The organism is Kribbella sp. NBC_00709, assembly GCF_036226565.1.
GTDB lineage: Bacteria > Actinomycetota > Actinomycetes > Propionibacteriales > Kribbellaceae > Kribbella.
The window spans coordinates 5955923-5980249 of the sequence record NZ_CP108996.1; the positions used below are offsets into that span (position 1 = coordinate 5955923).

General features: G+C 68.5%; 25 protein-coding genes and 1 pseudogene. 19 read left to right on the top strand and 7 right to left on the bottom strand.

The window, feature by feature from the left end; translation table 11 throughout:
• The first annotated feature begins 80 nt into the window (after positions 1-80).
• From OHA18_RS29300 to OHA18_RS29335, 8 genes are read left to right on the top strand one after another with little or no spacing between them, the layout of a single operon-like run.
• A complete protein-coding gene (locus OHA18_RS29300) occupies positions 81-1970 on the top strand; it encodes a glycoside hydrolase family 127 protein (protein WP_328998543.1) in 1890 nt (629 codons plus the stop codon).
• Positions 1967-3661, top strand: coding sequence for an ABC transporter substrate-binding protein (locus OHA18_RS29305; protein WP_328998544.1), 1695 nt, complete (start codon positions 1967-1969; stop codon positions 3659-3661). Before OHA18_RS29300 ends, OHA18_RS29305 begins: the two co-directional genes overlap by 4 nt.
• Complete coding sequence (locus OHA18_RS29310; protein WP_328998545.1) at positions 3658-4614, top strand: ABC transporter permease; 957 nt, start codon at positions 3658-3660, stop codon at positions 4612-4614. The genes OHA18_RS29305 and OHA18_RS29310 overlap by 4 nt, the downstream gene beginning before the upstream one ends.
• Positions 4611-5594: an ABC transporter permease gene (locus tag OHA18_RS29315; RefSeq protein ID WP_328998546.1), complete on the top strand. Its 984-nt coding sequence runs from the start codon at positions 4611-4613 to the stop codon at positions 5592-5594. The genes OHA18_RS29310 and OHA18_RS29315 overlap by 4 nt, the downstream gene beginning before the upstream one ends.
• Complete coding sequence (locus OHA18_RS29320) at positions 5591-6394, top strand: ABC transporter ATP-binding protein (protein WP_328998547.1); 804 nt, start codon at positions 5591-5593, stop codon at positions 6392-6394. The genes OHA18_RS29315 and OHA18_RS29320 overlap by 4 nt, the downstream gene beginning before the upstream one ends.
• Positions 6391-7215 carry an ABC transporter ATP-binding protein gene (locus OHA18_RS29325; RefSeq protein ID WP_328998548.1) on the top strand — a complete coding sequence of 275 codons (825 nt, stop codon included), beginning with the start codon at positions 6391-6393 and terminating at the stop codon, positions 7213-7215. Before OHA18_RS29320 ends, OHA18_RS29325 begins: the two co-directional genes overlap by 4 nt.
• Positions 7212-8489 (top strand): alpha/beta fold hydrolase, encoded by a 1278-nt coding sequence (locus OHA18_RS29330; protein WP_328998549.1) that lies wholly within the window; start codon positions 7212-7214, stop codon positions 8487-8489. Before OHA18_RS29325 ends, OHA18_RS29330 begins: the two co-directional genes overlap by 4 nt.
• 43 nt (positions 8490-8532) lie before the next feature.
• Positions 8533-9219, top strand: coding sequence for a GntR family transcriptional regulator (locus OHA18_RS29335; RefSeq protein WP_328998550.1), 687 nt, complete (start codon positions 8533-8535; stop codon positions 9217-9219).
• Here OHA18_RS29335 and OHA18_RS29340 read toward each other — a convergent pair.
• Positions 9207-9800 (bottom strand): TetR/AcrR family transcriptional regulator, encoded by a 594-nt coding sequence (locus OHA18_RS29340; RefSeq protein WP_328998551.1) that lies wholly within the window; start codon positions 9798-9800, stop codon positions 9207-9209. The genes OHA18_RS29335 and OHA18_RS29340 overlap by 13 nt on opposite strands.
• A 79-nt stretch (positions 9801-9879) precedes the next feature.
• On the opposite strand from OHA18_RS29340, the gene OHA18_RS29345 reads away from it, so the two are divergent.
• Positions 9880-10299, top strand: coding sequence for an ester cyclase (locus OHA18_RS29345; RefSeq protein ID WP_328998552.1), 420 nt, complete (start codon positions 9880-9882; stop codon positions 10297-10299).
• On the opposite strand, the gene OHA18_RS29350 is transcribed toward OHA18_RS29345, so the two are convergent.
• A complete protein-coding gene (locus tag OHA18_RS29350; RefSeq protein WP_328998553.1) occupies positions 10282-11265 on the bottom strand; it encodes a carbohydrate kinase family protein in 984 nt (327 codons plus the stop codon). The genes OHA18_RS29345 and OHA18_RS29350 overlap by 18 nt on opposite strands.
• 93 nt (positions 11266-11358) lie before the next feature.
• Here OHA18_RS29350 and OHA18_RS29355 point away from each other — a divergent pair, with 93 nt between their 5' ends.
• Genes OHA18_RS29355 through OHA18_RS29375 form a run of 5 tightly spaced genes read left to right on the top strand, consistent with a single transcriptional unit; the run spans position 11359 to position 15098 of the window.
• On the top strand, positions 11359-11994 hold the full coding sequence (locus tag OHA18_RS29355; protein ID WP_328998554.1) for an O-methyltransferase: 636 nt from the start codon (positions 11359-11361) through the stop codon (positions 11992-11994).
• Between the two features lie 10 nt (positions 11995-12004).
• Positions 12005-12649, top strand: a complete 645-nt coding sequence (locus OHA18_RS29360; RefSeq protein ID WP_328998555.1) for an ABC transporter ATP-binding protein — start codon at positions 12005-12007, stop codon at positions 12647-12649.
• Complete coding sequence (locus OHA18_RS29365) at positions 12646-14154, top strand: DUF6297 family protein (RefSeq protein ID WP_328998556.1); 1509 nt, start codon at positions 12646-12648, stop codon at positions 14152-14154. The genes OHA18_RS29360 and OHA18_RS29365 overlap by 4 nt, the downstream gene beginning before the upstream one ends.
• A gap of 45 nt (positions 14155-14199) precedes the next feature.
• Positions 14200-14541, top strand: a complete 342-nt coding sequence (locus OHA18_RS29370; protein ID WP_328998557.1) for a PadR family transcriptional regulator — start codon at positions 14200-14202, stop codon at positions 14539-14541.
• On the top strand, positions 14538-15098 hold the full coding sequence (locus OHA18_RS29375) for an HAAS signaling domain-containing protein (RefSeq protein ID WP_328998558.1): 561 nt from the start codon (positions 14538-14540) through the stop codon (positions 15096-15098). The genes OHA18_RS29370 and OHA18_RS29375 overlap by 4 nt, the downstream gene beginning before the upstream one ends.
• Here OHA18_RS29375 and OHA18_RS29380 read toward each other — a convergent pair.
• The 3 genes from OHA18_RS29380 to OHA18_RS29390 all read right to left on the bottom strand — a co-directional run bounded on the left by OHA18_RS29380 (position 15086) and on the right by OHA18_RS29390 (position 17487).
• The gene (locus OHA18_RS29380; RefSeq protein ID WP_328998559.1) at positions 15086-15391 is read right to left on the bottom strand and encodes a pyrophosphatase; all 306 of its coding nucleotides are present in this window, start codon (positions 15389-15391) and stop codon (positions 15086-15088) included. The genes OHA18_RS29375 and OHA18_RS29380 overlap by 13 nt on opposite strands.
• 58 nt (positions 15392-15449) lie before the next feature.
• Positions 15450-16325: a peptidoglycan recognition protein family protein gene (locus OHA18_RS29385; protein WP_328998560.1), complete on the bottom strand. Its 876-nt coding sequence runs from the start codon at positions 16323-16325 to the stop codon at positions 15450-15452.
• A gap of 109 nt (positions 16326-16434) precedes the next feature.
• Entirely contained in the window at positions 16435-17487 is a 1053-nt protein-coding gene (locus OHA18_RS29390) for an LLM class flavin-dependent oxidoreductase (protein ID WP_328998561.1), read from the bottom strand.
• 283 nt (positions 17488-17770) lie between these two features.
• On the opposite strand from OHA18_RS29390, the pseudogene OHA18_RS43420 reads away from it, so the two are divergent.
• The 4 genes and pseudogenes from OHA18_RS43420 to OHA18_RS29405 all read left to right on the top strand — a co-directional run.
• Positions 17771-18226, top strand: a pseudogene (locus OHA18_RS43420) (DUF2252 family protein); the annotation flags it as partial.
• A gap of 91 nt (positions 18227-18317) precedes the next feature.
• Positions 18318-18764 carry a DUF4234 domain-containing protein gene (locus tag OHA18_RS29395; protein ID WP_328998562.1) on the top strand — a complete coding sequence of 149 codons (447 nt, stop codon included), beginning with the start codon at positions 18318-18320 and terminating at the stop codon, positions 18762-18764.
• A 104-nt stretch (positions 18765-18868) separates the two neighbouring features.
• A complete protein-coding gene (locus tag OHA18_RS29400) occupies positions 18869-19837 on the top strand; it encodes an aldo/keto reductase (RefSeq protein WP_328998563.1) in 969 nt (322 codons plus the stop codon).
• A 75-nt stretch (positions 19838-19912) separates the two neighbouring features.
• Positions 19913-21772: a glycoside hydrolase family 76 protein gene (locus OHA18_RS29405; RefSeq protein WP_328998564.1), complete on the top strand. Its 1860-nt coding sequence runs from the start codon at positions 19913-19915 to the stop codon at positions 21770-21772.
• On the opposite strand, the gene OHA18_RS29410 is transcribed toward OHA18_RS29405, so the two are convergent.
• Positions 21769-22782: an aldo/keto reductase gene (locus OHA18_RS29410; protein WP_328998565.1), complete on the bottom strand. Its 1014-nt coding sequence runs from the start codon at positions 22780-22782 to the stop codon at positions 21769-21771. The two genes, OHA18_RS29405 and OHA18_RS29410, sit on opposite strands and share 4 nt — an antisense overlap.
• 112 nt (positions 22783-22894) lie before the next feature.
• On the opposite strand from OHA18_RS29410, the gene OHA18_RS29415 reads away from it, so the two are divergent.
• Positions 22895-23737: a helix-turn-helix transcriptional regulator gene (locus tag OHA18_RS29415; RefSeq protein ID WP_329006171.1), complete on the top strand. Its 843-nt coding sequence runs from the start codon at positions 22895-22897 to the stop codon at positions 23735-23737.
• A gap of 2 nt (positions 23738-23739) precedes the next feature.
• Here OHA18_RS29415 and OHA18_RS29420 read toward each other — a convergent pair whose 3' ends face one another.
• On the bottom strand, positions 23740-24303 hold the full coding sequence (locus OHA18_RS29420; protein ID WP_328998566.1) for a TetR/AcrR family transcriptional regulator: 564 nt from the start codon (positions 24301-24303) through the stop codon (positions 23740-23742).
• Positions 24304-24327 lie beyond the last annotated feature (24 nt).

The window sequence follows — 24327 nt, forward strand, 5'->3', positions numbered from 1 at the left end:
GGGGCGTGGCTGGTTTCCGGCGTGTAAACGTCTGCCGTTATCCCTTGGCAAGGTGTGACATTGCACTTAAGGTCAGTGCAATGTCACACGGTACTGAGGTTGAGTTGACCGGTGGGCTGCTGTCGAGCTGGCAGCAGCGGAACCGGGACGCGACGATTCCGCATGTCATCGCGGAGCTGCGGAAGGCCGGGAACCTGGAGAACCTCCGGCGGCTGGCCGACCCGTCGATCGGTCCGTATCGCGGGCGGTACCCGTTCCTCGACACGGATCTGTACAAGACGCTGGAAGGGCTCGCCTACGAGGCGGGCCGTGCGCCCGGCGCCCGGGAGTTCTTCGACGAGGTCGCCGGACTGCTCGAGCAGGCGCAGGCCGAGGACGGCTACCTGAACTCGTACTTCCAGGACCCGGACCAGCCCAAGCAGCCGTGGTCGGACCTCGGCTGGGGGCACGAGCTGTACAACCTCGGCCACCTGATCCAGGCCGCCGTCGCCGCGAAACGCCGGCTGGACGACGACCGGCTGCTGACCGTCGCCCGCAAGTTCGCGGACCTGGTCGTCCGCAGGTACGGCGAGCACGGCGAGGAAGTCGTCGACGGGCATCCCGAGGTCGAGATGGCGCTCGTCGAGCTTTATCGAGAAACCGGCGACGAGGACTACCTGACCCAGGCGCGGCTGTTCGTCGATCGTCGCGGCCAGGGCAAGCTCAAGCACACGATCTTCCCGGGGGAGTACTTCCAGGACCACATGCCGTTCCGCGAGCTGCCGTCGGTCACCGGGCACGCCGTCCGGATGGCCTACCTCGCCGCCGGCGCGACCGACGTGTACCTGGAGACCGGCGACGCGACGCTGCTGGCAGCGCTCGAGCGGCTGTGGGACGACATGGTCGCGACCAAGCTCTACCTCACCGGCGGCCTCGGCAGCCGGCACTCCGACGAGGCGATCGGCGACCGGTACGAGCTGCCGTCCGAGCGTGCGTACGCCGAGACGTGCGCGGCGATCGCGACGATGCAGTGGGCCTGGCGAATGTTCGTTGCTACCGGCAAGGCGTCGTACCTCGATGTCTACGAGACCGTGCTCTACAACGCTTACGCCGTTGGGCTTTCGGCGGACGGTACGGCGTTCTTCTACGACAACCCGCTGCAGCGCCGGCCCGACCACGAGCAGCGCTCCGGCGCCGAGGACGGCGGTGAACTGCTCCGGCGCGCGTGGTTCGGCTGCCCGTGCTGCCCGCCGAACATCGTCCGCTGGATGTCCGAGCTCCAGGACCACGTAGCAATTGCCCGCGACAACATCCTGTACATCGGGGTGTACGCCGACGCCCGCATCACCGCGGGGGACCTCGCGCTCACGGTCTCCACCGACTACCCGTGGGACGGCGAGATCACGCTCAAGATCGAGAAGGCATCGGGCGAGGAACGCGCGATCGCGCTGCGGATTCCCGGATGGGCGAGTGACGCGACCCTCGCCCGGCCCGGACCCGGCAGCTTGCCGGTCACGTCGATGTCGGCGGGCATGGACGGGGCCCCAGTGGTCGGGGACGACGGATGGGTTGTTGTGCGCGGCTCCTTCGTGCCTGGCGACATCGTCCGGCTGACGTTGCCGATGGCACCTAGAGCGCACGGCTCGCACCCATACCTGGACGCGACGCGAGGCGCGATCGCAGTAGCTCGCGGGCCGTTGGTCTATTGCGTCGAGCAACAAGATGTGGACGCGCCGGTCGACGACCTGCTGGTCACGCCGAGCGCTGTCAGCACAGCGATCGCGCGAGAGCGTGACGACCATCTCGTGCTCGAGCTGACCGCCGGTGTCGCGGCGGCTCCGGCGCCCGAGCTCTATCCCGTGATCACCGAACAGACCCAGCAATCCGCCGTCCGCGAGGTGCCGGTGACGTTGTCGCCGTACTTCCTCTGGGGAAACCGTCAGGCCTTGGCCATGCGTGTGTGGCTGCGAACCGAAAGAGAAGGCTCATGAAGAGAACGTCAATACTTGTGGGGCTGGTGGCCTCGGCCGCACTCACACTCAGCGCATGTGGTGGCGGCACGTCCGGAACCAGCGGTCAGTCGGACGGTCCAGGAGCCAAGGCAGCACAGGGTGGCACCTTGCAGGTGCTCGCGAACGCGGCGTTCTCGCACCTCGACCCGGCCCGCGGTTTCGACGGCGGCGTCAACAACTTCTACCGGCTGATCTACCGGACGCTGACCACCCAGGGCGCCGCACCGGGGGCCGAGGGCACCAAGATCGTGCCGGACCTGGCCACCGACACCGGCAAGCCGACGGACGGCGGCAAGACCTGGACGTTCACGCTGAAGGACGGACTGTTCTTCGAGACCGGTGCGCCGATCACCAGCGCGGACGTGAAGTGGGGTGTCGAGCGCGCGTGGGATCCCGAGATCGGCATCGGCTCGCCGTACGCGAAGCAGTTGATCGAGGCACCCGCGTCGTACCAGGGTCCGTACAAGTCGGGTGATCTGTCGACGATCGCGACGCCGGACGCGAAGACGATCGTGTTCCACCTGAAGAAGCCGTTCGCGGACTTCGGCAGCGTGGTCGCGCAGAACACGTTCACGCCGGTGCCGAAGGGCCAGGGCGCGGGCAACCAGCTGGACAGCAAGCCGATCGCCTCCGGTCCGTACAAGCTCGCCGACAACAAGCCGGGGGCCTCGCTCAAGCTCGTCCGCAACGACAAGTGGGACAAGAAGACCGACAGCGTCCGGACGGCGAACCCCGATGTCTTCCAGTGGACGTTCGGCCTCGACCCGGCCACCATCGACGAGCGGATGCTCGCCGGTCAGGGCACCGACGCCGACGCGATCGCCGGTACGGTCCAGGCCGCGACCGTGGCCCGGATGCAGACCCCGCAGCTGAAGCAGCGGACGATGACCGGCATCAACGGCTGCACGACGTACATGGGCCTGAACACCACGAAGAAGCCGCTCGACAACGTCAAGGTCCGGCAGGCGATCAACCTGGCGGTGAACAAGCAGACGGTCCGGGACGCGGACGGCGGATCGGCGCTCGCCGAGATCGGGAACACGATCCAGCCGCCGACGATCACCGGCCGGGTCGACTACGACCCGTACCCGAGCCAGGACAACAAGGGCGACATCGACGGCGCTCGCAAGCTGCTGACCGAGGCCGGTCTCGCGAACGGTTTCACGATGACGCTCGACACCCGCGCGCAACCGAAGATGCAGGCGATGTCGGTCGCGGTCCAGCAGGCGCTCGCGCCGCTGAAGATCACCGTCAAGATCAACACGATCGACACCGCGACGTACTACGAGGTGATCGGTACGACGTCGCAGCAGCACGACGCGGCGATCACCGGCTGGTGCCCGGACTGGCCGTCCGGCGCGACCTTCCTGCCGCCGCTGTTCGACGGCCGCAACATCACCTCGAAGGGCAACACGAACCTGTCGCAGCTGAACGACCCGGGGGTCAACGCGAAGATCGACGAGATCTCCAAGCTCACCGATGTCAACGCGGCGAACGCGGCGTACGGCGAGCTGGACAAGCAGATCATGGCGCTCGCGCCGGTCGTGCCGCTGCTGTACGAGAAGGTGCTGATGCTTGTCGGGAGCAACATCGGTGGCGCCTACCTGCACGACGGTTTCTCGGGCGGCATCGACCTGGTGTCGGTCGGTCTCAAGGACAGCGGGAAGTGACAACGACCCCGGCACTGCTCGAAGTCGAGGAGGTGGGGACCCCGGCCGCGGCCGGTGGTCCGCCCACCTCGGGCCGGCGGATCCTGACCGCGATCACCCGGGACAAGGGCGCGCTGGCCTGCCTGGTGTTCCTGGCGATCGTGGTCCTGATGGCGGTCGCCGCCCCGCTGATCACGAAGCTCAGCGGCTGGGGGCCGTACCAGTTCGACTCGGCCGCGATCAACTCCGACCTGGGCGGCCTGCCGCGCGGGACGCTCGGTGGCATCAGCGGCTCGCACTGGTTCGGCGTCGAGCCGCAGAACGGCCGTGACCTGTTCGCCCGGATCGTGTACGGCGCGCGCGTGTCGATCACGATCTCGCTGTCGGCCACGCTGCTGACCGGGGTTCTCGGCGTGGTGCTCGGCATGCTGGCCGGGTTCTACCGCGGCTGGGTCGACCAGGTGATCTCGCGGCTGATGGACTTCCTGATGGCGTTCCCGGCGCTGATCTTCATGATCGCGATCCTGTCGTCGCTGCCGTCGGGCAACCGGCCGGTGCTGCTGGTCGTGGTGATCAGCGTGTTCGGCTGGCCGTACCTGGCCCGGGTGATCCGCGGCCAGACGATGACGCTGGCCAACCGTGAGTTCGTCGAGGCGGCGCGGGCGTCCGGCGCGAAGGACACCCAGGTGGTGTTCCGGGAGATCCTGCCGAACCTGCGCGGCTCGATCGTGGTGATGACGACGCTGGCGATCCCCGGCTTCATCGGCACCGAGGCCGGTCTGTCGTTCCTCGGCGTCGGTGTGTCGCCGCCGACCGCGTCCTGGGGCCAGATGATCGCGAGCTCGGTCAGCTGGTACTCCGTCGACCCGATGTTCTTCGTGATCCCCGGCGCGTTCCTGTTCCTCACGGTGCTCTCGCTGACCGTGCTCGGCGACAAGATCCGCACGCTGATCGACCAGGGGGAGGCGGCATGACGCGCTACGTTCTGGGCCGGCTCGGCAGCGTCGTGCTGATCCTGCTGGCCGTCTGCCTGTTCACGTACCTGATCTTCTTCAAGCTGTCGCCGGATCCCGCGGTGATGATCTGCGGCAAGACGTGTACGCCGGACCGGATCAACTCGATCCGCGACGTGCTCGGGCTGAACCAGCCGATCCTGACCCAGTTCTGGGAGTTCCTGCGCGGCATCTTCGCGGGCCGTCAGTACGGCTCGGTGCACTGCTCGGCGCCGTGTCTCGGGTACAGCTTCCAGACCAACGAGTCGGTCTGGAGCATGATCACCGCCCGGCTGCCCGTCAGCGTCACGGTCGCGGTCGGCGCCGCCGTACTGTGGTTGCTCGCCGGTGTGATCGGCGGTCTCGTCAGCGCCGTGAAGCAGGGCACGTGGTGGGACCGTACGGCGATGGCGCTCGCGCTCGGCGGGGTGAGTGTGCCGAACTACGTGCTCGCGTTGCTGCTCCAGTACGTGCTCGTGGTGAAGCTGCAGGTGCTGCCGTTTCCGTCGGCGGTGCCGTTCGCGGACAACCCGGTGCTGTGGTTCGAGTCGTACCTGATGCCGTGGGTCGTGCTGGCCGTCGGCTACGCCTGCCTGTACGCACGGTTGACCCGGAGCAATGTGATCGACACGTTGTCGGAGAACTACTTCCGGACGGCGCGCGCCAAGGGACTGAGCGGTGCGCTGATCATGCGCCGGCACGCGCTCCGGCCGGCGCTGACGCCGATCACCACGATCTTCGGGATGGACTTCGCCGGACTGCTCGGCGGCGCCTTGATCACCGAGACCGTGTTCGGGCTGAACGGGATCGGCAAGATGGCCGCCGACTCGATCGCCAAGAACGACCAGCCGGTGATCATGGCGGTGACGCTGCTGGCCGCGTTCTTCGTTGTCATCGGCAACGTTGTGGTGGACCTGCTGTACACCGCGCTGGATCCGCGCGTGCGGGTGGTGTCGTCATGAGCGACGAACTGTTCGTGGTGGAGGACCTGACCGTCACGCTGCCGACCGGTCGCGGTCCGGTGGACGTGGTGAACAACGTGTCGTTCACGGTCGGCCGGGACGACACGCTCGGCATCGTCGGTGAGTCCGGGTCGGGCAAATCGATGACGGCCCTCGCCGTACTGGGCCTGCTGCCGCGCGGAGCGCGGACGTCCGGGAGCGTCCGGCTGGACGGCACGGAGCTGATCGGACGCTCCGAACGAGACCTGCGGTCGGTCCGCGGCAAGGCGATCTCGATGGTGTTCCAGGATCCGCTGTCGTCGCTGAATCCTTACTACACCGTGGGTCTGCAGATCTCCGAGATGTACCAGACACACCTCGGTGGCTCACGCCGTGCCGCCAGGCAGGTCGCGATCGACGCGCTCGAGCGAGTCGGGATCCCCGATCCCGCGCGGCGGGTCGACCACTACCCGCACCAGTTCTCCGGTGGCCAGCGGCAACGAGTGATGATCGCGATGGCGCTGTGCTGCTCGCCGTCGTTGCTGATCGCGGACGAGCCGACGACCGCGCTGGACGTGACCGTCCAGGCGCAGATCCTGGAGCTGCTCGCCGAACTGCAGTCGACGACCGGTACCGGGATGATCTTCATCACCCATGACCTGGCCGTGATCAGTTCCATCGCACGACGGGTGCTGGTGATGCGCTCCGGTGATCCCGTCGAGTACGGGACGGCCGAGCAGGTGTTCTCGGATCCGCGGCACGAGTACACGCGGATGCTGCTGGACGCCGTACCCAGGATCGACGACGAGGTGACGACATGACGTTGCTCGAAGTACGGGGTGTCACGAAGGAGTTCGTCACCCGCGGCGAAGGTGCGCGGGCGCGGAAGTCCACGTTCACCGCCGTCGACGACGTGAGCTTCGAGGTCGAGCTCGGCGAGACGCTGGCGATCGTGGGGGAGTCCGGCAGCGGCAAGTCGACCACCGCGCGGATCGCGGCCCGGTTGCTGGAGCCGACCGACGGGTCCGTCGTGTTCGACGGCCAGGACGTGACGCGGGCCAGGGGCAAGGAGCTGGCGAGCTTCCGGAACAACGTGCAGGTCGTGTTCCAGGACCCGTTCTCGTCGCTGAACCCGCGCTACACCGTGGAGCGGATCATCACCGCGCCGCTCACGTACCAGGGGATCACGCCGGACGGCGGTCGACGGGCGTTCACCCAGGACCTGATGGAGCGGGTCGGGCTGAACCCGGATCACTACCGGCGCTACCCGGCGCAGTTCTCCGGCGGGCAGGCGCAGCGGATCGGGATCGCCCGCGCGCTCGCGGTGAACCCGAAGCTGGTGATCTGCGACGAGGCGGTGTCCGCGCTCGACGTCTCGATCCAGGCGCAGGTGCTGGAGCTGCTGATGCGGCTGCAGCGGGAGAGCGGCTTCAGCTACATCTTCATCGCGCACGACCTGGCCGTGGTCCGGCAGATCTCGCAGCGCGTGGCCGTGATGAACAGAGGCAGAATCGTGGAGCTGGGGTCGCGCGATCAGGTGTTCGGCGATCCTCAGGACGAGTACACCAAGACGCTGCTGGCCGCCGTACCGCGGATCAACCCGGAGTGGGATGCCAGACGCAGGCAGAAAGAGGCCTCATGATCAGCTACACGATTCCCGGCATGCATGTCCGCGAGCACACCGTCGAGGTGCCGCTCGATTGGTCCGACCCGGGCGAGACGATCACGGTCTTCGCCCGCGAGCTCGTCGACCCGACCCGCAAGAACGAGGACCTGCCGTGCCTGCTGTTCCTGCAGGGCGGTCCGGGCGGGCGGGGGCCGCGGCCGATCGGTGTGACCGGGTGGATCGGGCAGGCCCTGAAGAACTATCGGGTCGTCCTGATGGACCAGCGGGGCACAGGCCGGAGTACGCCGGTCACCCGTCGGCGGATCGCGACGATGTCGGCCGAGGACGGCGCCGACTATCTTGCGTGCTTCCGCGCGGACTCGATCATCGCCGACGCGGAGCACCTGCGGAAGACGGTCTTCGGCGACAAGCCGTGGTCGACGCTCGGTCAGAGCTACGGGGGATTCCTGACGCTCACCTATCTGTCCAAGGCGCCTGAGGGTCTGACTGCGTGCTACGTGACCGGTGGGCTTGCCTCGATCGATCCGTCGGCGGCCGAGGTGTACCGGCGTACCTATCCGCGGGTCGAGGCCAAGAACCGCGAGTTCTACCAGCGCTACCCGCACAACGTGGAGCGGGTCTCCGCGATCGCGGACAAGCTGGCCGCTGACGACGTACGGCTGCCGGACGGCGATCGGCTGACGGTACGCCGGTTCCAGTCGCTCGGGATCGCCTTCGGGATGAAGCCTGGGTACGAGCGGATCCACTGGCTGATCGACGAAGCATTGGACGGTGACGAGCTCTCGGACACCTTCCTGGGGCAGGCGCTCGACCTGTCGTCGTACCTCTCGGAGCCGTTGTTCGCTGCTCTGCAGGAGAGCATCTACGGATCCGGGGAGGGGGCGACCGGATGGGCGGCCGACGCGGAGCGGGTGCGGCGGCCGGAGTTCGCCGAGGACGCGCGGCCGCTGCTGTTCACCGGCGAGATGATGTACCCCTGGATGTTTTCCGAGATCCGTGGCCTGCGGCCGTTCCAGGGCGCGGTCGAGGCGATGGCGCAGCGGCCGCGGTGGCCGGAGCTGTACGACCTCGAGCGGCTGGCGGCGAACGACGTACCGATGGCTGCGGCGGTGTACTTCGACGACATGTACGTCGACTCCGGGCTGCAGCTCGACACCGCCGGCCGGGTCGGCAATCTGCAGGCGTGGGTGACGAACGAGTACGAGCACGACGGGCTCGGGTCGGATCGCGTGTTCGAACGGCTCACCGAGCTGGTCGCGTCCGTCGGGGGTGGCATCCCGGCGCGCTGACGACCGGTGATTCACAATAGGCGGCGACCCTGGGAGGTGAACGATGACTGCCGATTCGACCGAGCCGATGCCGAGCGTACGGCGGCTCGCACAGCGCGAGAACCTGCGGGACAGCGTTGCCAACGCACTGCGGGCGGCGGTGATCTCCGGCGAGCTGAAGCCGGGAGAGGTGTACTCCGCGCCGACCCTCGGCGCGCGGTTCGGGGTCTCCGCGACGCCGGTGCGCGAGGCGATGCTGGACCTGGTCCGCGAGGGCCTGGTGATCTCGTTGCGGAACAAGGGTTTCCGGGTCACCGAGGTCTCCGACGAGGACCTCGACAACGTGGCGGCGGTCCGGCAGCTGATCGAGCCGCCGACGGTCCGCGACGTCGTACCGGTGATTCCGGCCGCGGATCACCCACGGCTGCGCCGGCTGGCCGAGGACATCGTGGTGGCGGCTCAAGCCGGCGACCTGATCGCGTACATCGAGGCGGACCGCGTCTTCCACGTCACCCTGCTCGCGTACTCCGGCAACCAGAAGCTCGTCGACGTCGTGTCGGACCTGCGCTCCCAGACCCGCCTGCTCGGCCTCACGCCCCTGGTCGAGAGCGGCCGCCTCCTCCCGTCGGCCACCGAGCACCACGAACTGCTGGACCTGATCGAGTCGGGCGACGGTGAAGGCGCCGAACAACTGATGCGCCGCCACATCGGCCACGTCCGCGGCCTGTGGGCTCGCTCTCAGAGCAACTGACGGTGGAGTGAGTCGGCGACGAACGTCTCGAACTCCTCCGGACTCCAGCCCGACTCGTCCACCAGCTCCTGATACACACCAGGCGCCGCAAGCGCACGGTACACGGCCTGCGCCTGCTTCAGCGGTACCCGCAGCTCGGGCTCCAGCGACGCGATCATCGCGTCCATGACTTGGTTGCGTCCGGCAAGCTTCGACCGCAGCAAGGCCTTGGTCTCAGGGCTTTCGTCGGTCGCGGCCTCGAAGATCAGCACGACGTCGAAACCGGCCGCGTACAGGTTGGTCAGCCAGCCGGCCGCGCCCTGGAGCCGCTCGACCGGGTCCTCGATCGCGAACACCTGGTCGGCCCGCTCGAGCGCACCGGCCTCGCTCAGCCACTGGTCGCAGATCAGCGACAGGATCTCCCGCTTGGTGCCGAAGGCCGAGTAGACGGTCCGGGTCGCGACCCCGGCCTCCTTGGCGATCGCGTCGATGCTCGTGGCGCCGTACCCCTGCGCGGCGAAGAGCCCGCGCGCCGCGCGGGCGATCCGGATCCGCGTCTCCTCCGCCTGCACCTGGCGATAGGACTTGACAGCCTCAGGCATGTGGGAACACTATCACTGTGTTCAGTGCAGTGACACTGCATCGAGTGCACTGCTAGTGCAATACCGTTGAGGGGGAGTCATGGAAGGACCACGAGAGGTGCTCGAGCGGATTCTGTCCGAGGGGTTCGCGACCGGGAACGACGCGATCGTCGACGAGTTGTGCGCGCCGGACCTGATCGAGCACCAGTTCGGCCTGGCCGGGAGGGGTGACCAGGCCCGCGAGCAGGTGAAGGCCGCGATCCGGCAGGTCCACGAGCTGATGCCGGACATCGTCTACACCCTGGAGGACTCGGTCGTCGTCGGCGACCTGGTCTGGGCCCGCGGCCGGGCGCGCGGGACCGCCACCGGCGCGTTCTTCGGCCCACCGAGCAACGCGCCGATCGACATCGCGTTGTTCGAGCAGGCGCGCGTCGTGGACGGCCGGATCGTCGAGCACTGGGGCTCTCCGGACCGGTTCGCGCTGCTGGCGCAGACGGGCGCGCTAGCTCGCCTGGGTTAGGGCCTGCTTGGCGGTGGCGGCGGCTTCGTCGCCGTAGCTGTTGGTGAGGCGCTCCAGGAAGGCCACGTGGTCGAGGGTGTACTCCTGGGTGCCGACCGTTTCCAGGACCGTGGTGGCCAGCGTGCAGCCGAGGTGGGCGGCGGCTTCGTGGTCGAGGCCGGCGGCGCGGCCGGTGAGGTACCCGGCGCGGAACGCGTCGCCGCCGCCGGTCGGGTCGACCAGGCCCGGCGCGGGCACGGCCGCGACCTTCGCCAGGATCCCGGTGGTGTCCTCGATCACCACGCCGTCGCCGCCGTGCGTGGTGATGCGGACGCCGACGCGGTCGAGGATCTCTTCGTGGCTCCAGCCCGTCTTCTGGATCAGCAGCCCGGCCTCGTACTCGTTGCTGAACAGGTACGCCGCCCCGTCGATCAACGTCCGGATGTCCGCACCCTCCATCCGCGCCAACTGCTGCGACGGGTCGGCCGCGACGGCGATGCCGTGCTGCTTGGCCAGACCGGTGTGCTTGATCATCGCGTCCGGGTCGTCGGCGCCGATCAGCACCAGGTCCACGCCGCCGGTGGCCTGATGGATCGCGCCGAGGTCGAGCTCGCGGGCCTCGGCCATCGCGCCGGTGTAGAACGAGGCGATCTGGTTCGCGTCGAGGTCCGTCGTACAGGTGAACCGGGCGGTGTGTACGTTCTCGCAGACGCGGACGTGCGAGACGTCCACGCCGGCCGCTGTCAGCGCCGCGCCGTACTCGGCGAAGTCGGCGCCGACCGAACCGACGAGCACCGACCCGAACCCGAGCTGCGCCATCCCGTAGCAGATGTTCGCGCCGACGCCGCCGCGGTGCACCACCAGCTCGTCGACCAGGAACGACAAGGAGACCTTGTGCATCTGCTCCTCGAGGAACTGGTCCTTGAACCGGCCCGGGAACGTCATCAGGATGTCGGTCGCGATCGAACCAGCGATGGCGATGCGCATGCGTAATGCTCCCTAGGTGGGGTCGGTGTACGGCCAGCAGACAGCCAATAGAGACTACAGGCGACCGAACAAATACACGGAGGGCGGGAATTCATGGGCCATCAGGTACCGGTGACCGAGGAACTGCACGACTACATGGTCGCCCACGGCATGCCGCTGGACGAGATCGCGACCGACCTGCGCGCCGAGACCGAGAAGCTCGGCAACCCCGCGGGGATGCTGACCACCGCGGACCAGGCCGGCCTGCTGACCACGCTGACCCGGCTGATCGGCGCCCGCCGGGCGGTCGAGATCGGCACCTTCACCGGGTTCTCCGCGCTGGCGATCTCGCGCGGGCTGCCGGACGACGGCGAGCTGATCTGCCTGGACGTGAGCGACGAGTGGACATCGATCGGCCGCAGGTACTGGGAGCGGGCCGGCGTCGCGGGCAGGATCGACCTGCGGATCGGTGACGCGCACGAGTCGGTGACGAAGCTCGACGGCGAGTTCGACCTGGCCTTCGTCGACGCCGACAAGGACTGGTACATCCGGTACTTCGAGGCGGTGCTGCCGCTGATCCGGCCGAACGGGCTGCTGCTGTTCGACAACACGCTGGCCGGCGGCCGGGTGATCGACGCCGACGGTCCGGCCGACCGCAAGGAGTTCAACGCGCACGTCGCGCAGGACGATCGCGTCGACGTGATCATGCTCGGCATCGGCGACGGGCTGACGCTGGTCCGGAAGAAGTGAGCCGCCACACATGAGCAAGAAGGCAGCGCCGCGGCTGTCGGTGACGGATCTGCAGCACAAGTACGGCGACCGGCCGGTGATCGAGGGGCTCACGTTCACCCTCGCCGCGGGCAAGGCGATCGCGTTGGTCGGCCCGAACGGCGCCGGCAAGACGACCGTGCTCAAGTGCATCGTCGGCTCGGCCGAGGCGGCGGCCGGGAAGATCCTGCTCGACGGCGTGCCGATCGACGAGCGCGCCGAGGTGGTACGCCGTGACGTCGCCACGCTGCTCGACGACCTGGACTTCTTCCCGGACCTGACCGCGGCCGAGCATCTCGACCTGCTCGCCCGCGCGCACGGCAACGCAGCACCGGAAGACCTCGTCGACACGACGCTCCACGACATCGGCCTGCTGCCGGCCGCCGATCAGCTGCCCGGGTCGCTGTCGTCCGGTCAGCGCCGTCGCCTCGCACTGGCGACGGCGCTGGTCCGGCCGCGCAAGCTGATGGTGCTCGACGAGCCCGAGGCGCGGCTGGACACCGACGGCGTGCAGTGGCTGTCGAACCGGCTGCTCGAGGAGAAGAAGTCCGGCACCTCGATCCTGTTCGCGAGCCACGACCCCGCCCTGGTCGAGACGGTCGCCGACTCGGTCGTGACCCTCACGCCGCTGCCATGACCGCAGCAGACGAGCCGGTGCGGTTCGACGCCACGGACTTCGGTGCGATCCCGACCTCGCGGGCGCTGCGCCAGTGGATGCGGACGACCCGTCGGAAGCATGCGGACCGGTCGTTCGGCCAGATCTTCGAGGACGCCTACCTGGTCCTGTTCACCCTGGCCATGGTCGGCGCCACCGGCGGCAACGTCGTACGCCACCTGAACTCGAACGTGGCTCACTGTACGTCGTTCACCTGTGGTGAGCTCTCGCACTGGATGCCGTGGGTCGTCGTACCGTTGCTGCTGGCAACCACCATCCGGATGCTGCTGAGTGTGGGGCCGGTGTCCGCGTCCCAGGCGACCGGGTTCTGGTTGCTCGCGACTCCCGTGGACCGGTCGGCGCTGCTGCGGCCGGCGTACCGGCTGGTGATGGTTGTCGTGGCGGTGATCGGGTTCGTCGCCTCGATGGTCGTGTGGGCGTTGCTCGGGTCGGGATGGTCAGAGGTGCTCGAGGCGGCCGCGCTGATGGCGGCGGTGCTTGTCTGCACGGCGGCCGCGGCGGTGTGGGTGCAGCAGAACGGCCGTCGGCCGCGGTGGGCGTTGCGGGTTGCGGATCTGCTGCTGATCGCGGCGGCGATTCCGGCCGTGGTGCTCGCTCTGCATCCGGGCGGTCAGGCCGGCGAGCCAGGGCTGATCGAGCCCGCACAGACGCGCCTGTTGGTGATCCTCGCCGTCCTGGTCGTGCTGTGTGTGGGCTTGGTGATCGTCACCTCGCGGTCGCTCGACAAGCTCACGCGGACGAGCGTGATCGCGGGTGGGGACCTGTTGGCCGGTCTCGCGGGTGCGGCCAGCAGTCTGGACGTCAGCATGCTCGCCGACGTGGTTGCCGGGCGGCACTGGCGGTTGCAGGGACGGGCGCATACCCGCCGCGGTCGTGGATCGCGCGGCGCGGCGCTCGTGCACCGCGAGTTCCTGCGGATCCTGCGCTGGCCGCGGCGGTTGGTGATCGGGTTCGCGCTGCTCGTCGTACCGTATGCGATCGCCGGCGCGGGCTTCGACGTACTCGTGCCGGTCGGCGCTGCGTTCGCGGGTTTCGTCGCGGTCCGCCCGTTGATGGACGGGCTACGAACGGCCTGCCGATCCACCGGCCTGGCCCGGGCGCTGGGCATGGACCTACGTGACCTGCGGGTCATCATGGCTGTCGTACCTGGGCTGTTCGCGGTGCTCTGGGCGGGGCTCGCATTCCCGGCCATCGGCAGTCTTTCGGCGACGTTCGCGGTTGCCGCCGGCATGGTCTCCGGCGCCGTCCGCCAGGCTTCCGCGCGGCCGCCGTCGTACTCCGGTCCGCTGGTCGCCTCGCCGATGGGCGCGATCCCGCCGGGCCTGTTCTCGCAGCCGATGCGCGGGTTCGACCTGCTGATCCTCTGTCTGGCGCCGGTGCTGCTCAACCTCCCCCCGCTCTGGGTTGTGGCCATCCCGGCGTTCGTGCTCGCCGTGATGTTCTCGGTGCGGCCGAAAACTGACTGATCCTCGACTTGGCTTATCTTGGTGTGGACAGGTACCTTGTCTCGCATGGTAGCCGAGAAGGTCTTCACGCAGCTGCGCCGCGGGACGCTGGAGTTCTGCGTCCTGGCGCTGTTGCAGGGAGAGCCTCGTTACGGTTTCGAGTTGGTCAAGGCGCTCGGTGAGGTCGACGGACTGGTGACGACCGAGGGCACGATCTACCCACTGCTGGCCCGACTGCGCCGCGAAGGTCTGGTCGAGACGAGCTGGCAGGAGTCCGGATCAGGCCCGCCGCGGCGGTACTACACCTCAACACCCGAGGGCAGCCGGGCGCTGGCCGCGTTCACCGCGGACTGGCGGCGGTTCTGTACCTCGGTCGACAAGATCTTGCAGAGTGGGAGACGGGGATGAGCATGGAACTGGACAGCGATCGCCTGGTCGACGCGTACCTGAACGAGCTGGCCACGGAGGCCGCGGAGCTGCCGGCCGGACGGCGCGACGAGCTGCTCGCCGACATGAAGGCGCACATCGCCGAGGCGCGTGCGGGCGGTGCGACGTCCGAGGACGAGATCCGCGAGGTCCTGCAGCGGCTCGGGCGGCCGAGCGAGATCGTCGCAGCCGCCACCGACGGCCTGGTGCAGGTCGAGGTACCGCCACGGCTGCGTCCGTGGGACTTCGTCGCGGTCGGGTTGGTGCTGGTCGCGCCGTACCTGCTGTCGTTCAGTGGGATCGTGGCCGTGGTCGGCTGGGTGATCGGCCTCGGGATGCTCTGGTCGTCGAACCGCTGGACCACGATCTGGAAGCTGATCGGCACCCTGATCTGGCCGCTCGGGTACGCCGTGGCACTGGCGCTGGACACGTTCTTCCAGGCCCCGATCGGGATCAGCCTGGCGGCCGACTCGGTGGTCTCGATCGGGCTGACCGTCGCCCTCGTACTGAACGCCCGCGCTCCGCGTCAGGCTTCGTAGACCAGCCACTTGCGCTCGATCTCGGCCGGCAGGTCGACGTCGTGCTGATACGCGAACAGCAGCAACTGGCACAGGACGTCGGCGAACTCCTGGTGGAACGTGTCGCGGATCTGCTCCGCGGTCGCACCCTTCGCCCGGGCCCGGCCGGTGTGCTGGAGGTAGGCCTGCGTCAGCTCGCCGACCTCCTCCTGGAGTTTGAGCAGGAACCAGTCGGGGTCACGGTCGAAGCCCAGATGCTCGCCGTACCCGACCGAGATCTTGTCCAGCCGGTCCTGCAGTCGTTCGATATCCACCCCGACAACCAACCAGGCCCCACCGACAATTGCCGGTGGGGCCTGGTTGGTGGGGTGGCTAGGCCGGCTTGTCGCCGTTGGTCGCGGTCTTCTCGTCGACCGTGGGGAACGGGTCCAGGTCGGGGAGACTGGGCTCGGGATCGGTGGCGGGATCGGGGCTGACCGGCTCCTGGGCCGGGTCGCCGTCGACCTGGAGACTCTTCGGAGCGGTGGCCCAGACGGCGGCGGCCGCGCGGGCCGCGTCGGCGGCGTCGGTCTGGCGCTCGTAGTTCTTGATGTCGAGTGCGTACGCCTTCACCACCGCGGTGAGATCGCGGCGCAGCTGCTTGTGCACCCAGAGGGCGTAGGCCTGCGAGCGGGCCTCGATGAAGTTCTTCAGTTCCTGCATCTGGGCAGGCGTCATGTCGTCGTCCTCCGAGTGGCCAGGGGTGAATTCGCCGCGGGCGATCGCGGCACGGGCGGGGTCGCCGGGGCAGTCTGTCGGCTCCGGGCGGACCGCGGAGTGCGGCCGGATCGCCGTACCGCGGGGGTAGAGCTTGCGGAAGTCGGCGATCACCGCGCGGGTGGTCGCCTTCATCGCGGCGGACGGTTGCTCACCGGTGACCAGCACCAGCAGGATCGCGCCGTACCGCTCGTTGACGTCGTTGTCGCCGTTGGCGCCGGACTGGGTGCGCAGACCGCGCAGCGTCCAGGCCCGGCCGGACTGGTCGACCGCGATCTGGTACGCGATGTCGGACCAGCCGCGGCTGTCCATGTGGTAGTCCTGCCACCCGCGCAACGCGGACGCGACCGCCGCCTGGGTGTGGATCACTTTCGTCGACCCGGTGCCCGGCCAGTGGATCACCGCGCCCTCGACCCGGGACACGGTCAGGTTGCCCGGCCCGTCCTTGGGCGGTCGCGCGTTCCACGCAGACCGGGGCAGATAATTGACCATCGATGCTCCTCACGTGCCTCACTGCGCCACATACCCACCGCTGGCGCTCGGTAATCAACCGATCACACTGGGCACGCGACAGTCAAGCGGTGAGCAGCATCCTTTCAGGTCACTGGCCCAGAAGCGGTAGGAGCTGGTCGCCGATGCGGATGGTTTCTTCGCGGTACGGCGTGTCGGACAGGATGAAGTGGGTCACGCCGAGGTCGCGGTACTTGCGCAGCGACTTGGCGACCTCGTCGGGCGAGCCGACCAGCCAGGTGGTGCCGGCGCCGCCTCCGCCGTACTTGCCGGGTGCGGTGTAGAGGTTGTCGTCGAGGACCTCGCCGCGTTCGGCGAGCTCGAGCAGCCGCTGCTGACCGACGGCCTTGAACCAGCGGCGATCGCGATTGCCCTGCGCCTCCGCCATCTTCGCGACCTTGGCCTCGGCGTCGGCCCAGGCCTGATCGGACGTGTCCCGAACCAGCGTCGTGATCCGCAACCCGAACTCGAGCGGCGCATGTTCGCGACCGAGCTCTTTCTCCAGGTCCCGCAGGTGCGAGATCCGTTCCGCGATCCCGTCCAGCGGCTCACCCCAGAACAGCTGTACGTCGGCATCCGTCGCAGCCACCCGCTGCGCCGCGTCCGACGCGCCACCGAAGTACAGCCGGGGATGCGGACGACCTTCCCGTACGACGGGACGGGTCGCGACCGTCGACCCGGTGACCGAGAAGTACTCGCCGGCGAACGTCACGGCCTCCTCGGTCCACAACCGCCGTACCAGTTGGAGGAACTCCTTCGTACGGGCGTAGCGCTGCGGCTGATCGCCCTCGCTGTCGCCGTACGCCGCCAGGTTGTCCTGGCCGGAGACGATGTTGATCAGCAGACGCCCGTCGGAGAGTTGGTCGAGCGTGCTCGCCGCGGACGCGAAGTGCGCCGGGTGCCAGTACCCGGGGCGGATCGCGGCCAGCGGCTGGAAGGTCGTCGTCCGGGCAGCCAGTGCGGTCGCGACCGTGAAGGTGTCGGGCCGGCCCCACCCGGTGCCGAGCAGGGCGCCGCCCCAGCCGTGGTCCTCGGTCAGGCTGGCCAGCTCGGTCAGGCGCTCGATGCTGTTGTGTCCCTGGACGGTGTCGTCGCCGCGGTGACCGGGGTCGACCTGGTTCGGGATGTACCAGAGGAAAGTCATGCAAAGCAGTTTAAGTTCACTCGATTAGTCGACTTAGGATGTCTTGCTGGTCAAGATGACGGTACGGGGGCGACCCTGGACGGATGGACGACCAACTGACTGCGGACGAACGGGCGGCGCGCGGGAAGCTCGCGAAGGCGTACACCCGCGACAGCATCTAGGCGATCGGCAGACTCACCACCACCGTCGGCGATCGCCGACGGATCGTCTCGAAGCCGCCGCTCGTGATGCCGATGGACGAACTGATCGACATCGACGGACCGGCGCTGCTCGCCCAGTTGCAGCACTTGATGACCGGCTATCGCGGCATCTGCAGCAGGACCGCCGCCATCTCCTGGATCATTTCCGGCTCACCGATGTCGCGCACAAGGTCGTCGGGGTGGGAGCGTCGGCACCCGGGCCTGGATCATGCTGCTGGAGTCGACGGTGGCCGACGAAGCGCTGCTCCTCCAGGCCAAGCAGGCGGGCCCATCTTCCTCGGCTGGCTCCGCGCGGACACCGCCGACGGCGAGCAGGACTACTACGTGCGGCAGCTCTGCGACTGGAAGATGTCCGCCGACATCGAGACGCTCGCTCCGGCGACCGCTTCGCCCTCGCCGCTTACCTCGGCAAGTCCGACCGCTTCGACCAGGCCATCACCACCTTCGCGACCACCTGCGCGACCCAGAACACCCAGGACCACCAAACCTTCACCAAGGCCGTCACCGAGGGCCGCGTCCGGGCCACAAGTGGAGTTTGATCAACACCCGTTGTAACGCATCGTGACGAGAAGCCGATGTAGCGGCCGACAGGGTCGCGCTCTGTGACCCAGCTGTAGGGGGGAAGTACTCGTGGGACAGCACATCGTCCTGCCGAGCCGGGCGGGGACGCCGGTCGCGCAGGGACTGCAGATGAAGCAGCGGCACCCGGTCGGTGTCTGGCTCGGGCTGCCGTTGATCACGCTCGGGATCTATCACCTGGTCTGGTACTACAAGGTCCACAAGGAGCTCGCGCACTTCGACCGCCGACGTGTGGTTCCGGTCGCCGGTCCGATGCTGGTGCTGCTCTTCCTGGGGTGGACCGTGGTCGCGCCGATGATCTCGTACTTCCGGACCGGCAAGCGGATCGCGGAGAGCCAGCGGGCCGCCGGGCTGCCGGCGACGTGCAGTGCCGGGATCGGGCTGCTGCTGATGTTCGTGTTCGGGCTGGGGACGTTGTACTACCAGGTGGAGCTGAACAAGGTTGTCAACTCGTATGGGGATGCTCCGGCCGGCGTGCCGATCTCGTTGTACGTCTGACTCATTGATGAGAGTTGTCGGGGTCAGTAGGAACACCTGTTGGACTGTGGGGCGGGAGCGTGATCTGGTGGCTGGCAACGTTCCCGTTCTCGGTGGAGGGTGTTATGGCGCAGGCAGCGCAGCGTTCGTTGGGTGCAGGGGGAACGGCGGTCAGTGCGCTGGGCATGGGGTGTTGGGCGATCGGGGGACCGCATGCCCGGCAGGGGAGTCCGGTCGGTTGGGGTGTGATCGACGACGGTGAGTCGAAGCGGGCGTTGCGCCGGGCGTACGAGCTGGGCGTGACGTTCTTCGACACCGCCGACGTGTACGGCTGCGGGCACAGTGAGAAGCTGATCGCGGACGCGCTCGGGGACGTTCGCGACGACATCGTGATCGCGTCCAAGGCCGGCTACACCTACGTCGAGGAGACCCGGGAGGCGCCGGGCGAGAACGGCGACCCGGACTACCTCCGCTGGGCCTGCGACGAATCCCTCCGGCGGCTCGGCACGGACCGGATCGACCTGTACCAGTTCCACCTCGGCGGCTACGACCTCGCCAAGGCGGACGACGTACTCGCGGTGTTCGAAGAACTGGTTGCCGCTGGCAAGGTTCGCGCGATCGGGTGGAGCACCGACTACCCGGAGCGGGCGGCGTTGTTCGCGAAAAGCCCGCACTGCAAGGCGATCCAGCAGCATTTCAACGTGTTCGGCGGGAACGCCGACGTGCTCGCGCTGTGCGAGGAGAAGGGCCTCGCGAGCATCGTCCGCGGTCCGCTCGGGATGGGCCTGCTGACCGGGAAGTTCGACCAGGACAGCAGCCTGCCCGAGGACGACGTACGGCACGGCTGGAACTTCCGCACCGGCGACCAGGCCGAGTCGCTGCGCCGTCTCGACGCCGTCCGGGACCTACTCACCTCCGACGGCCGGACGCTCGCGCAGGGTGCACTCGCCTGGCTGTGGGCGCGCAGCGAGGCGTTCATCCCGATCCCCGGCTTCAAGACGGTCGCGCAGGTGGAGGAGAACGCGGGCGCTCTACAGTACGGCCCGCTCACCCCGGCCCAACTCGATCAGATCGGTACGATCCTGGGCCATTGACATCGTTGTCTGGTGCGACGACGATACATCCTCGGAAGCTCGGTGAAACGTTTCCAAACCGCCCGAGGAGATGTGATGAATCGTCCTGCCCGAATTCTGAGCGCGATGCTGGCCGGCGCGGCCTTGGTCGCCGCCGCGCTGGTATCCCCGCCCGCCGCCAACGCGAACCCAGGCCCTGACGGCCCCACCGCCCGGGCCCGGGTCGCGGCCGACAAGCTGATGACGTCGTACGAGCCGAACAAGGCCTGGTTCCCCTCCAGCTGGTGGAACTCGGCCGTCGCGCTGCAGACCATCGGCGACTACATGCAGCGCACCGGCGACCGGCGCTATCTGTCGCAGCTGGACAACACGTTCGAGAAGGACAAGGGCGTGTTCCCGGCCGGGTACCTGTCCGGCGACCCGCTGCTCGGCAACTTCACCAGCCGCGCCATCGACGACTCCGAGTGGTGGGGTCTGACCTGGATCCAGGCGTACGACCTGACGAAGAACCGCAAGTACCTTGACATGGCCGTCAAGATCGCGGAGTACGTCGAGGGCTACTGGGACCCGAGCTCCTGCGGCGGCGGTGTCTGGTGGAACGGGGAACGCACGTACAAGAACGCGGTCACCAACGGCCTCTGGATCCGCCTGACCGCCGAGCTGCACAACCGGATGCCGCACGACAAGCGCTGGCTCGGCCGCGCGCAGGAGGGCTGGAACTGGTTCACCGCCAGCGGCATGATCAACTCCGCCGGCCTGGTCAACGACGGCCTGAAGGACGACTGCACGAGCAACGGCGACACGGTCTGGAGCTACAACCAGGGCCTGGCGATCGGTGCGGGCCTCGAGCTGTGGCGAGCCACTCACGACGCCAAGATCCTCCCGACGGTCCGGCGGCTGGCGGACGCCGCAATCGCTCCGGGCGGTCTCGTCACCGACGGCGCCCTGACCGAGCACTGCGATGCTCCCGGCGGCACGTGCGACGACAACGGCAAGCAGTTCAAGGGCATCTTCATGCGCTACTGGATGGACCTCGCCGACACCACGCACGACCGTCGCTACACCGACTTCGTCGCGCAGCAGGCCGCCACGGTCTGGGACAACGACCGCGACGCGTCCGACCGGCTGGGGGAGCGATGGTCCGGGGCCGAGCCGAACGTCTTCGACTGGCGTACTCAGGCCAGCGCCCTGAGTGCCCTGATCGCCGCCGTACCCACGGTGCCGCCGACGCGATCGTTGTCGGCGACAACTGATCCGGCCTTGCCCGTCGTGATGCCCGCAACCGGTAACGCGACGCATGTGAAGGTGCAGGTCAACGTCGAGGCGACCGGAGCGGCGCCGCTCCAAGTGGTGGTGCGCCCGACCGCCCCCTCCGGCTGGACCGTGACCCCGGCGCGGACGACCATCACGCTCCGCCCACACGGCAACGCCGTACCTGTGCATTCGTCGGTGCAGCTCGACGTCACGATCCCGGCCGGCACGGCGGACGGTCTCCACTCGGTGACCGCGACCGCGACGTCCGGACCGCTGTCGTTCGGTACGCGGTCGGACATCCTCATCGCGCACACCGCCGACTTCGACACCGGTACGGCGGCCGAGACGCCGTGGCTGTACGACGCGGACGGTTCGCAGAGCAACGGCGTACAGAACCGCTTCGCCGACGGGCACTCGTACTTCGTCTACCGCTTCCCGTTCCCGGCCGACACCACGACGGCGGCCGCGACGTTGACGATCGACAACGAGTTCGTCGTACAGGTCAGCGGTGACGGCCAGACCTGGACCACGGTCGCCACCGAGACCAACCCGTACCACGACGGCGAGAACAAGGCCGCCCGCACGTTCGACCTCTCGCCGTACCTCGGCGCCGACAAGGCCGGGTACGTGCGGGTGTCGGACTCGTTCCCCGACGACGGCTGGGGCGGCCGCGTCTACCACGTGACCGCGACGTACAACTAAGCCGCGGCGCGGTCGGCGATCGCCCGGCGGCGCAACGACGGGTCGAGGACTGCTGGGGTGTCGTAGTCCATGTCGAGCCGGCCGACGTCGGTGCCCGGCGGGACGATCTTGTCGATCTGGTCGAGGATGGCGTCGTCGAGTACGACGTCCATCCCGGCCAGCGCGTCGTCCAGGTGCGCCATGGTGCGCGGACCGATGATCGCCGACGTGACGGCCGGGTGGGCGATGGCGAAGGCCATAGCCAGGTGGGTCAGCTTGAGCCCGGCCGCGTCGGCGACCGGGATCAGCTGGTCCACGGCCTCGAGCCGGCGTGCGTCGGTCATGTGCTTGAAGATCGCCGTACGCCGGAGGTCGGACGCCGCCCGGCCGGTCAGCTGACCCTGCGCGAGCGGGCTCCAGACCAGCGCGCCGAGACCGTACTTCTGGACCACCGGCAGCACCTCGCGCTCGATCCCGCGGTTCAGGATCGAGTACGGCGGCTGCTCGGTCCGGAACCGTTCGAAGCCGCGCCGTTCGGCCACCCACTGCGCTTCGACGATCTCGCTCGCCGGCGTGGTCGACGAGCCGACCGCCCGAACCTTCCCGCTGCGGATCAGGTCCGTCAACGCCGACAGCGTCTCCTCGATGTCGGTGTCCGGATCGGGCCGGTGCATCTGGAAGACGTCGATGTAGTCGGTCTGCAGCCGGCGCAGCGAGTTCTCGACCGCGGTGACGATCCAGCGCCGGGAGTTGCCGCGCTGGTTCGGGTCGTCGCCCATCGGCAGGTGCGACTTGGTGGCGAGGACGATGTGCTCGCGGCGGCCCTTGAGCGCCGCGCCGACGATCTCCTCGGACTCGCCGTGCGAGTAGAAGTCGGCGGTGTCGACGAAGTTGATCCCGGCGTCCAGCGCCTTGTCGATCATCCGGAGCGACTCGTCGCGGTCGTTGTTGCCGACGGCACCGAACATCATCGCGCCGAGGGCGTACGGGCTGACCTTGATACCGGTCCGGCCGAGCGTGCGGTAGTGCATCGTTGTTCCTCCTTGGGATTGCCTCCAGCCTCGCCGCCGGGCCGGGCCGGGAGAAGGCCCACTTCATCCACGGACAGGTTGTCCCTGGATAGGCCTTGGTTCGTCGCGGATGATGGAACGTGTGATCGATCGTGACGGCCTGGCCGACTTCCTCCGCCGGCGCCGGGAGGTACTGCGCCCGGCCGATGTCGGACTCCCCGACGGCGCGCGCCGCCGTACGCCGGGACTGCGCCGCGAGGAGGTCGCCCAATTGGCCGGCATGTCCACGGACTACTACTCGCGGCTCGAGCAGTCCCGTGGCGCGAACCCGTCCGAGCCGATCGTCGCCGGCCTGGCCCGCGCCCTGCGCTGCGACCTGGACGAACGCGACCACCTGTACCACCTGGCCGGCCTCAACCCGCCGCTGCGCCGGGCCGGCCGCCACATCCCGCCCGGACTGCTCGCGCTGGTCAGCCGCCTCACCGACATTCCGGTGGTGATCTGCACGGACCTCGACGAGGTTCTGTGGCAGAACGCGTTGGCCGACGTCGTCATCGGCCCGCTCGGAGCCGCGGGCCGCGCCCGGAACCTTACCTGGCTCTGGTTCACCGAGCCGGCGATCCGGCAGATCTTCCCCGAGGAGGACTGGGACGTGCACTCGGCCTCCCACGTCGCGGACCTGCGCGCGACGTACTCCCGCCGGATGGGCGACCCCGACATCACCGAGCTGGTCGACGATCTCACCGCCCGCAGCGCGGAGTTCCGGGCGTTGTGGGAGCTGCACGAGGTCGCCGTACGCCGCCTGCCGCGCAAACGCTTCCTGAATCGCGAGGTCGGGGCGCTCGACCTGACCTGCGAAACCCTCCTGACCCCGGCCGCCGACCTGAGGGTGCGAGCCTTCCTGCCCTTCGAAGGCACCGACGCCCGCGAGAAGCTCGACCTCCTCGGAGTGATCGGCACCCAGAGCTTCGCCTAGCTCTAACGGAGCCCCTTCACGAGGAGCACGAGCAGACGCTCGGTCTGCTCCCGCTGCTGCTCCGGCTCCGCGGCGATCACCGCACCGGCCATGGCCGCGACCACATCATCCGGCCGTACATCGGACCGGAAGACGCCCGCGGCCACCCCGGCGTCGAGGAAGTAGGCGATCGCCGTGGTGAGCCGAGCTCGGGTGTCCGACTGCGTGATCGCACCCGAGGCGACCATGGCGCGCAGAGACATCCCCATCGCGCGCTTGGAGTCGATGAAGTCGAGGTAGCGGTGCATCCACGCGAGCAGGCGCTCGTCGGCCGGTCCGGCGGCGGCCATCTCCGGAGCGGCGTCGCACAACCGCGCCAGCTCCTGCCGGTACACCGCCTCGAGTAGCGCCTCCCGGGTGGGGAAGTGGCGGTAGAGCGTGGCGATACCGACCTCGGCCCGTGCCGCGACCCGGTCCAGGGACAGGCGCACCTCGGAGCCGTCGCGCGCGGCCAGCGCGAGATCGGTCAGCTCGTCGCCGGCCGCGGCCACGACCTGCTCCCGCTTGCGCGTCGCATCCGCCCGCATAAGTGGAGAAACCTCCAATTAGTG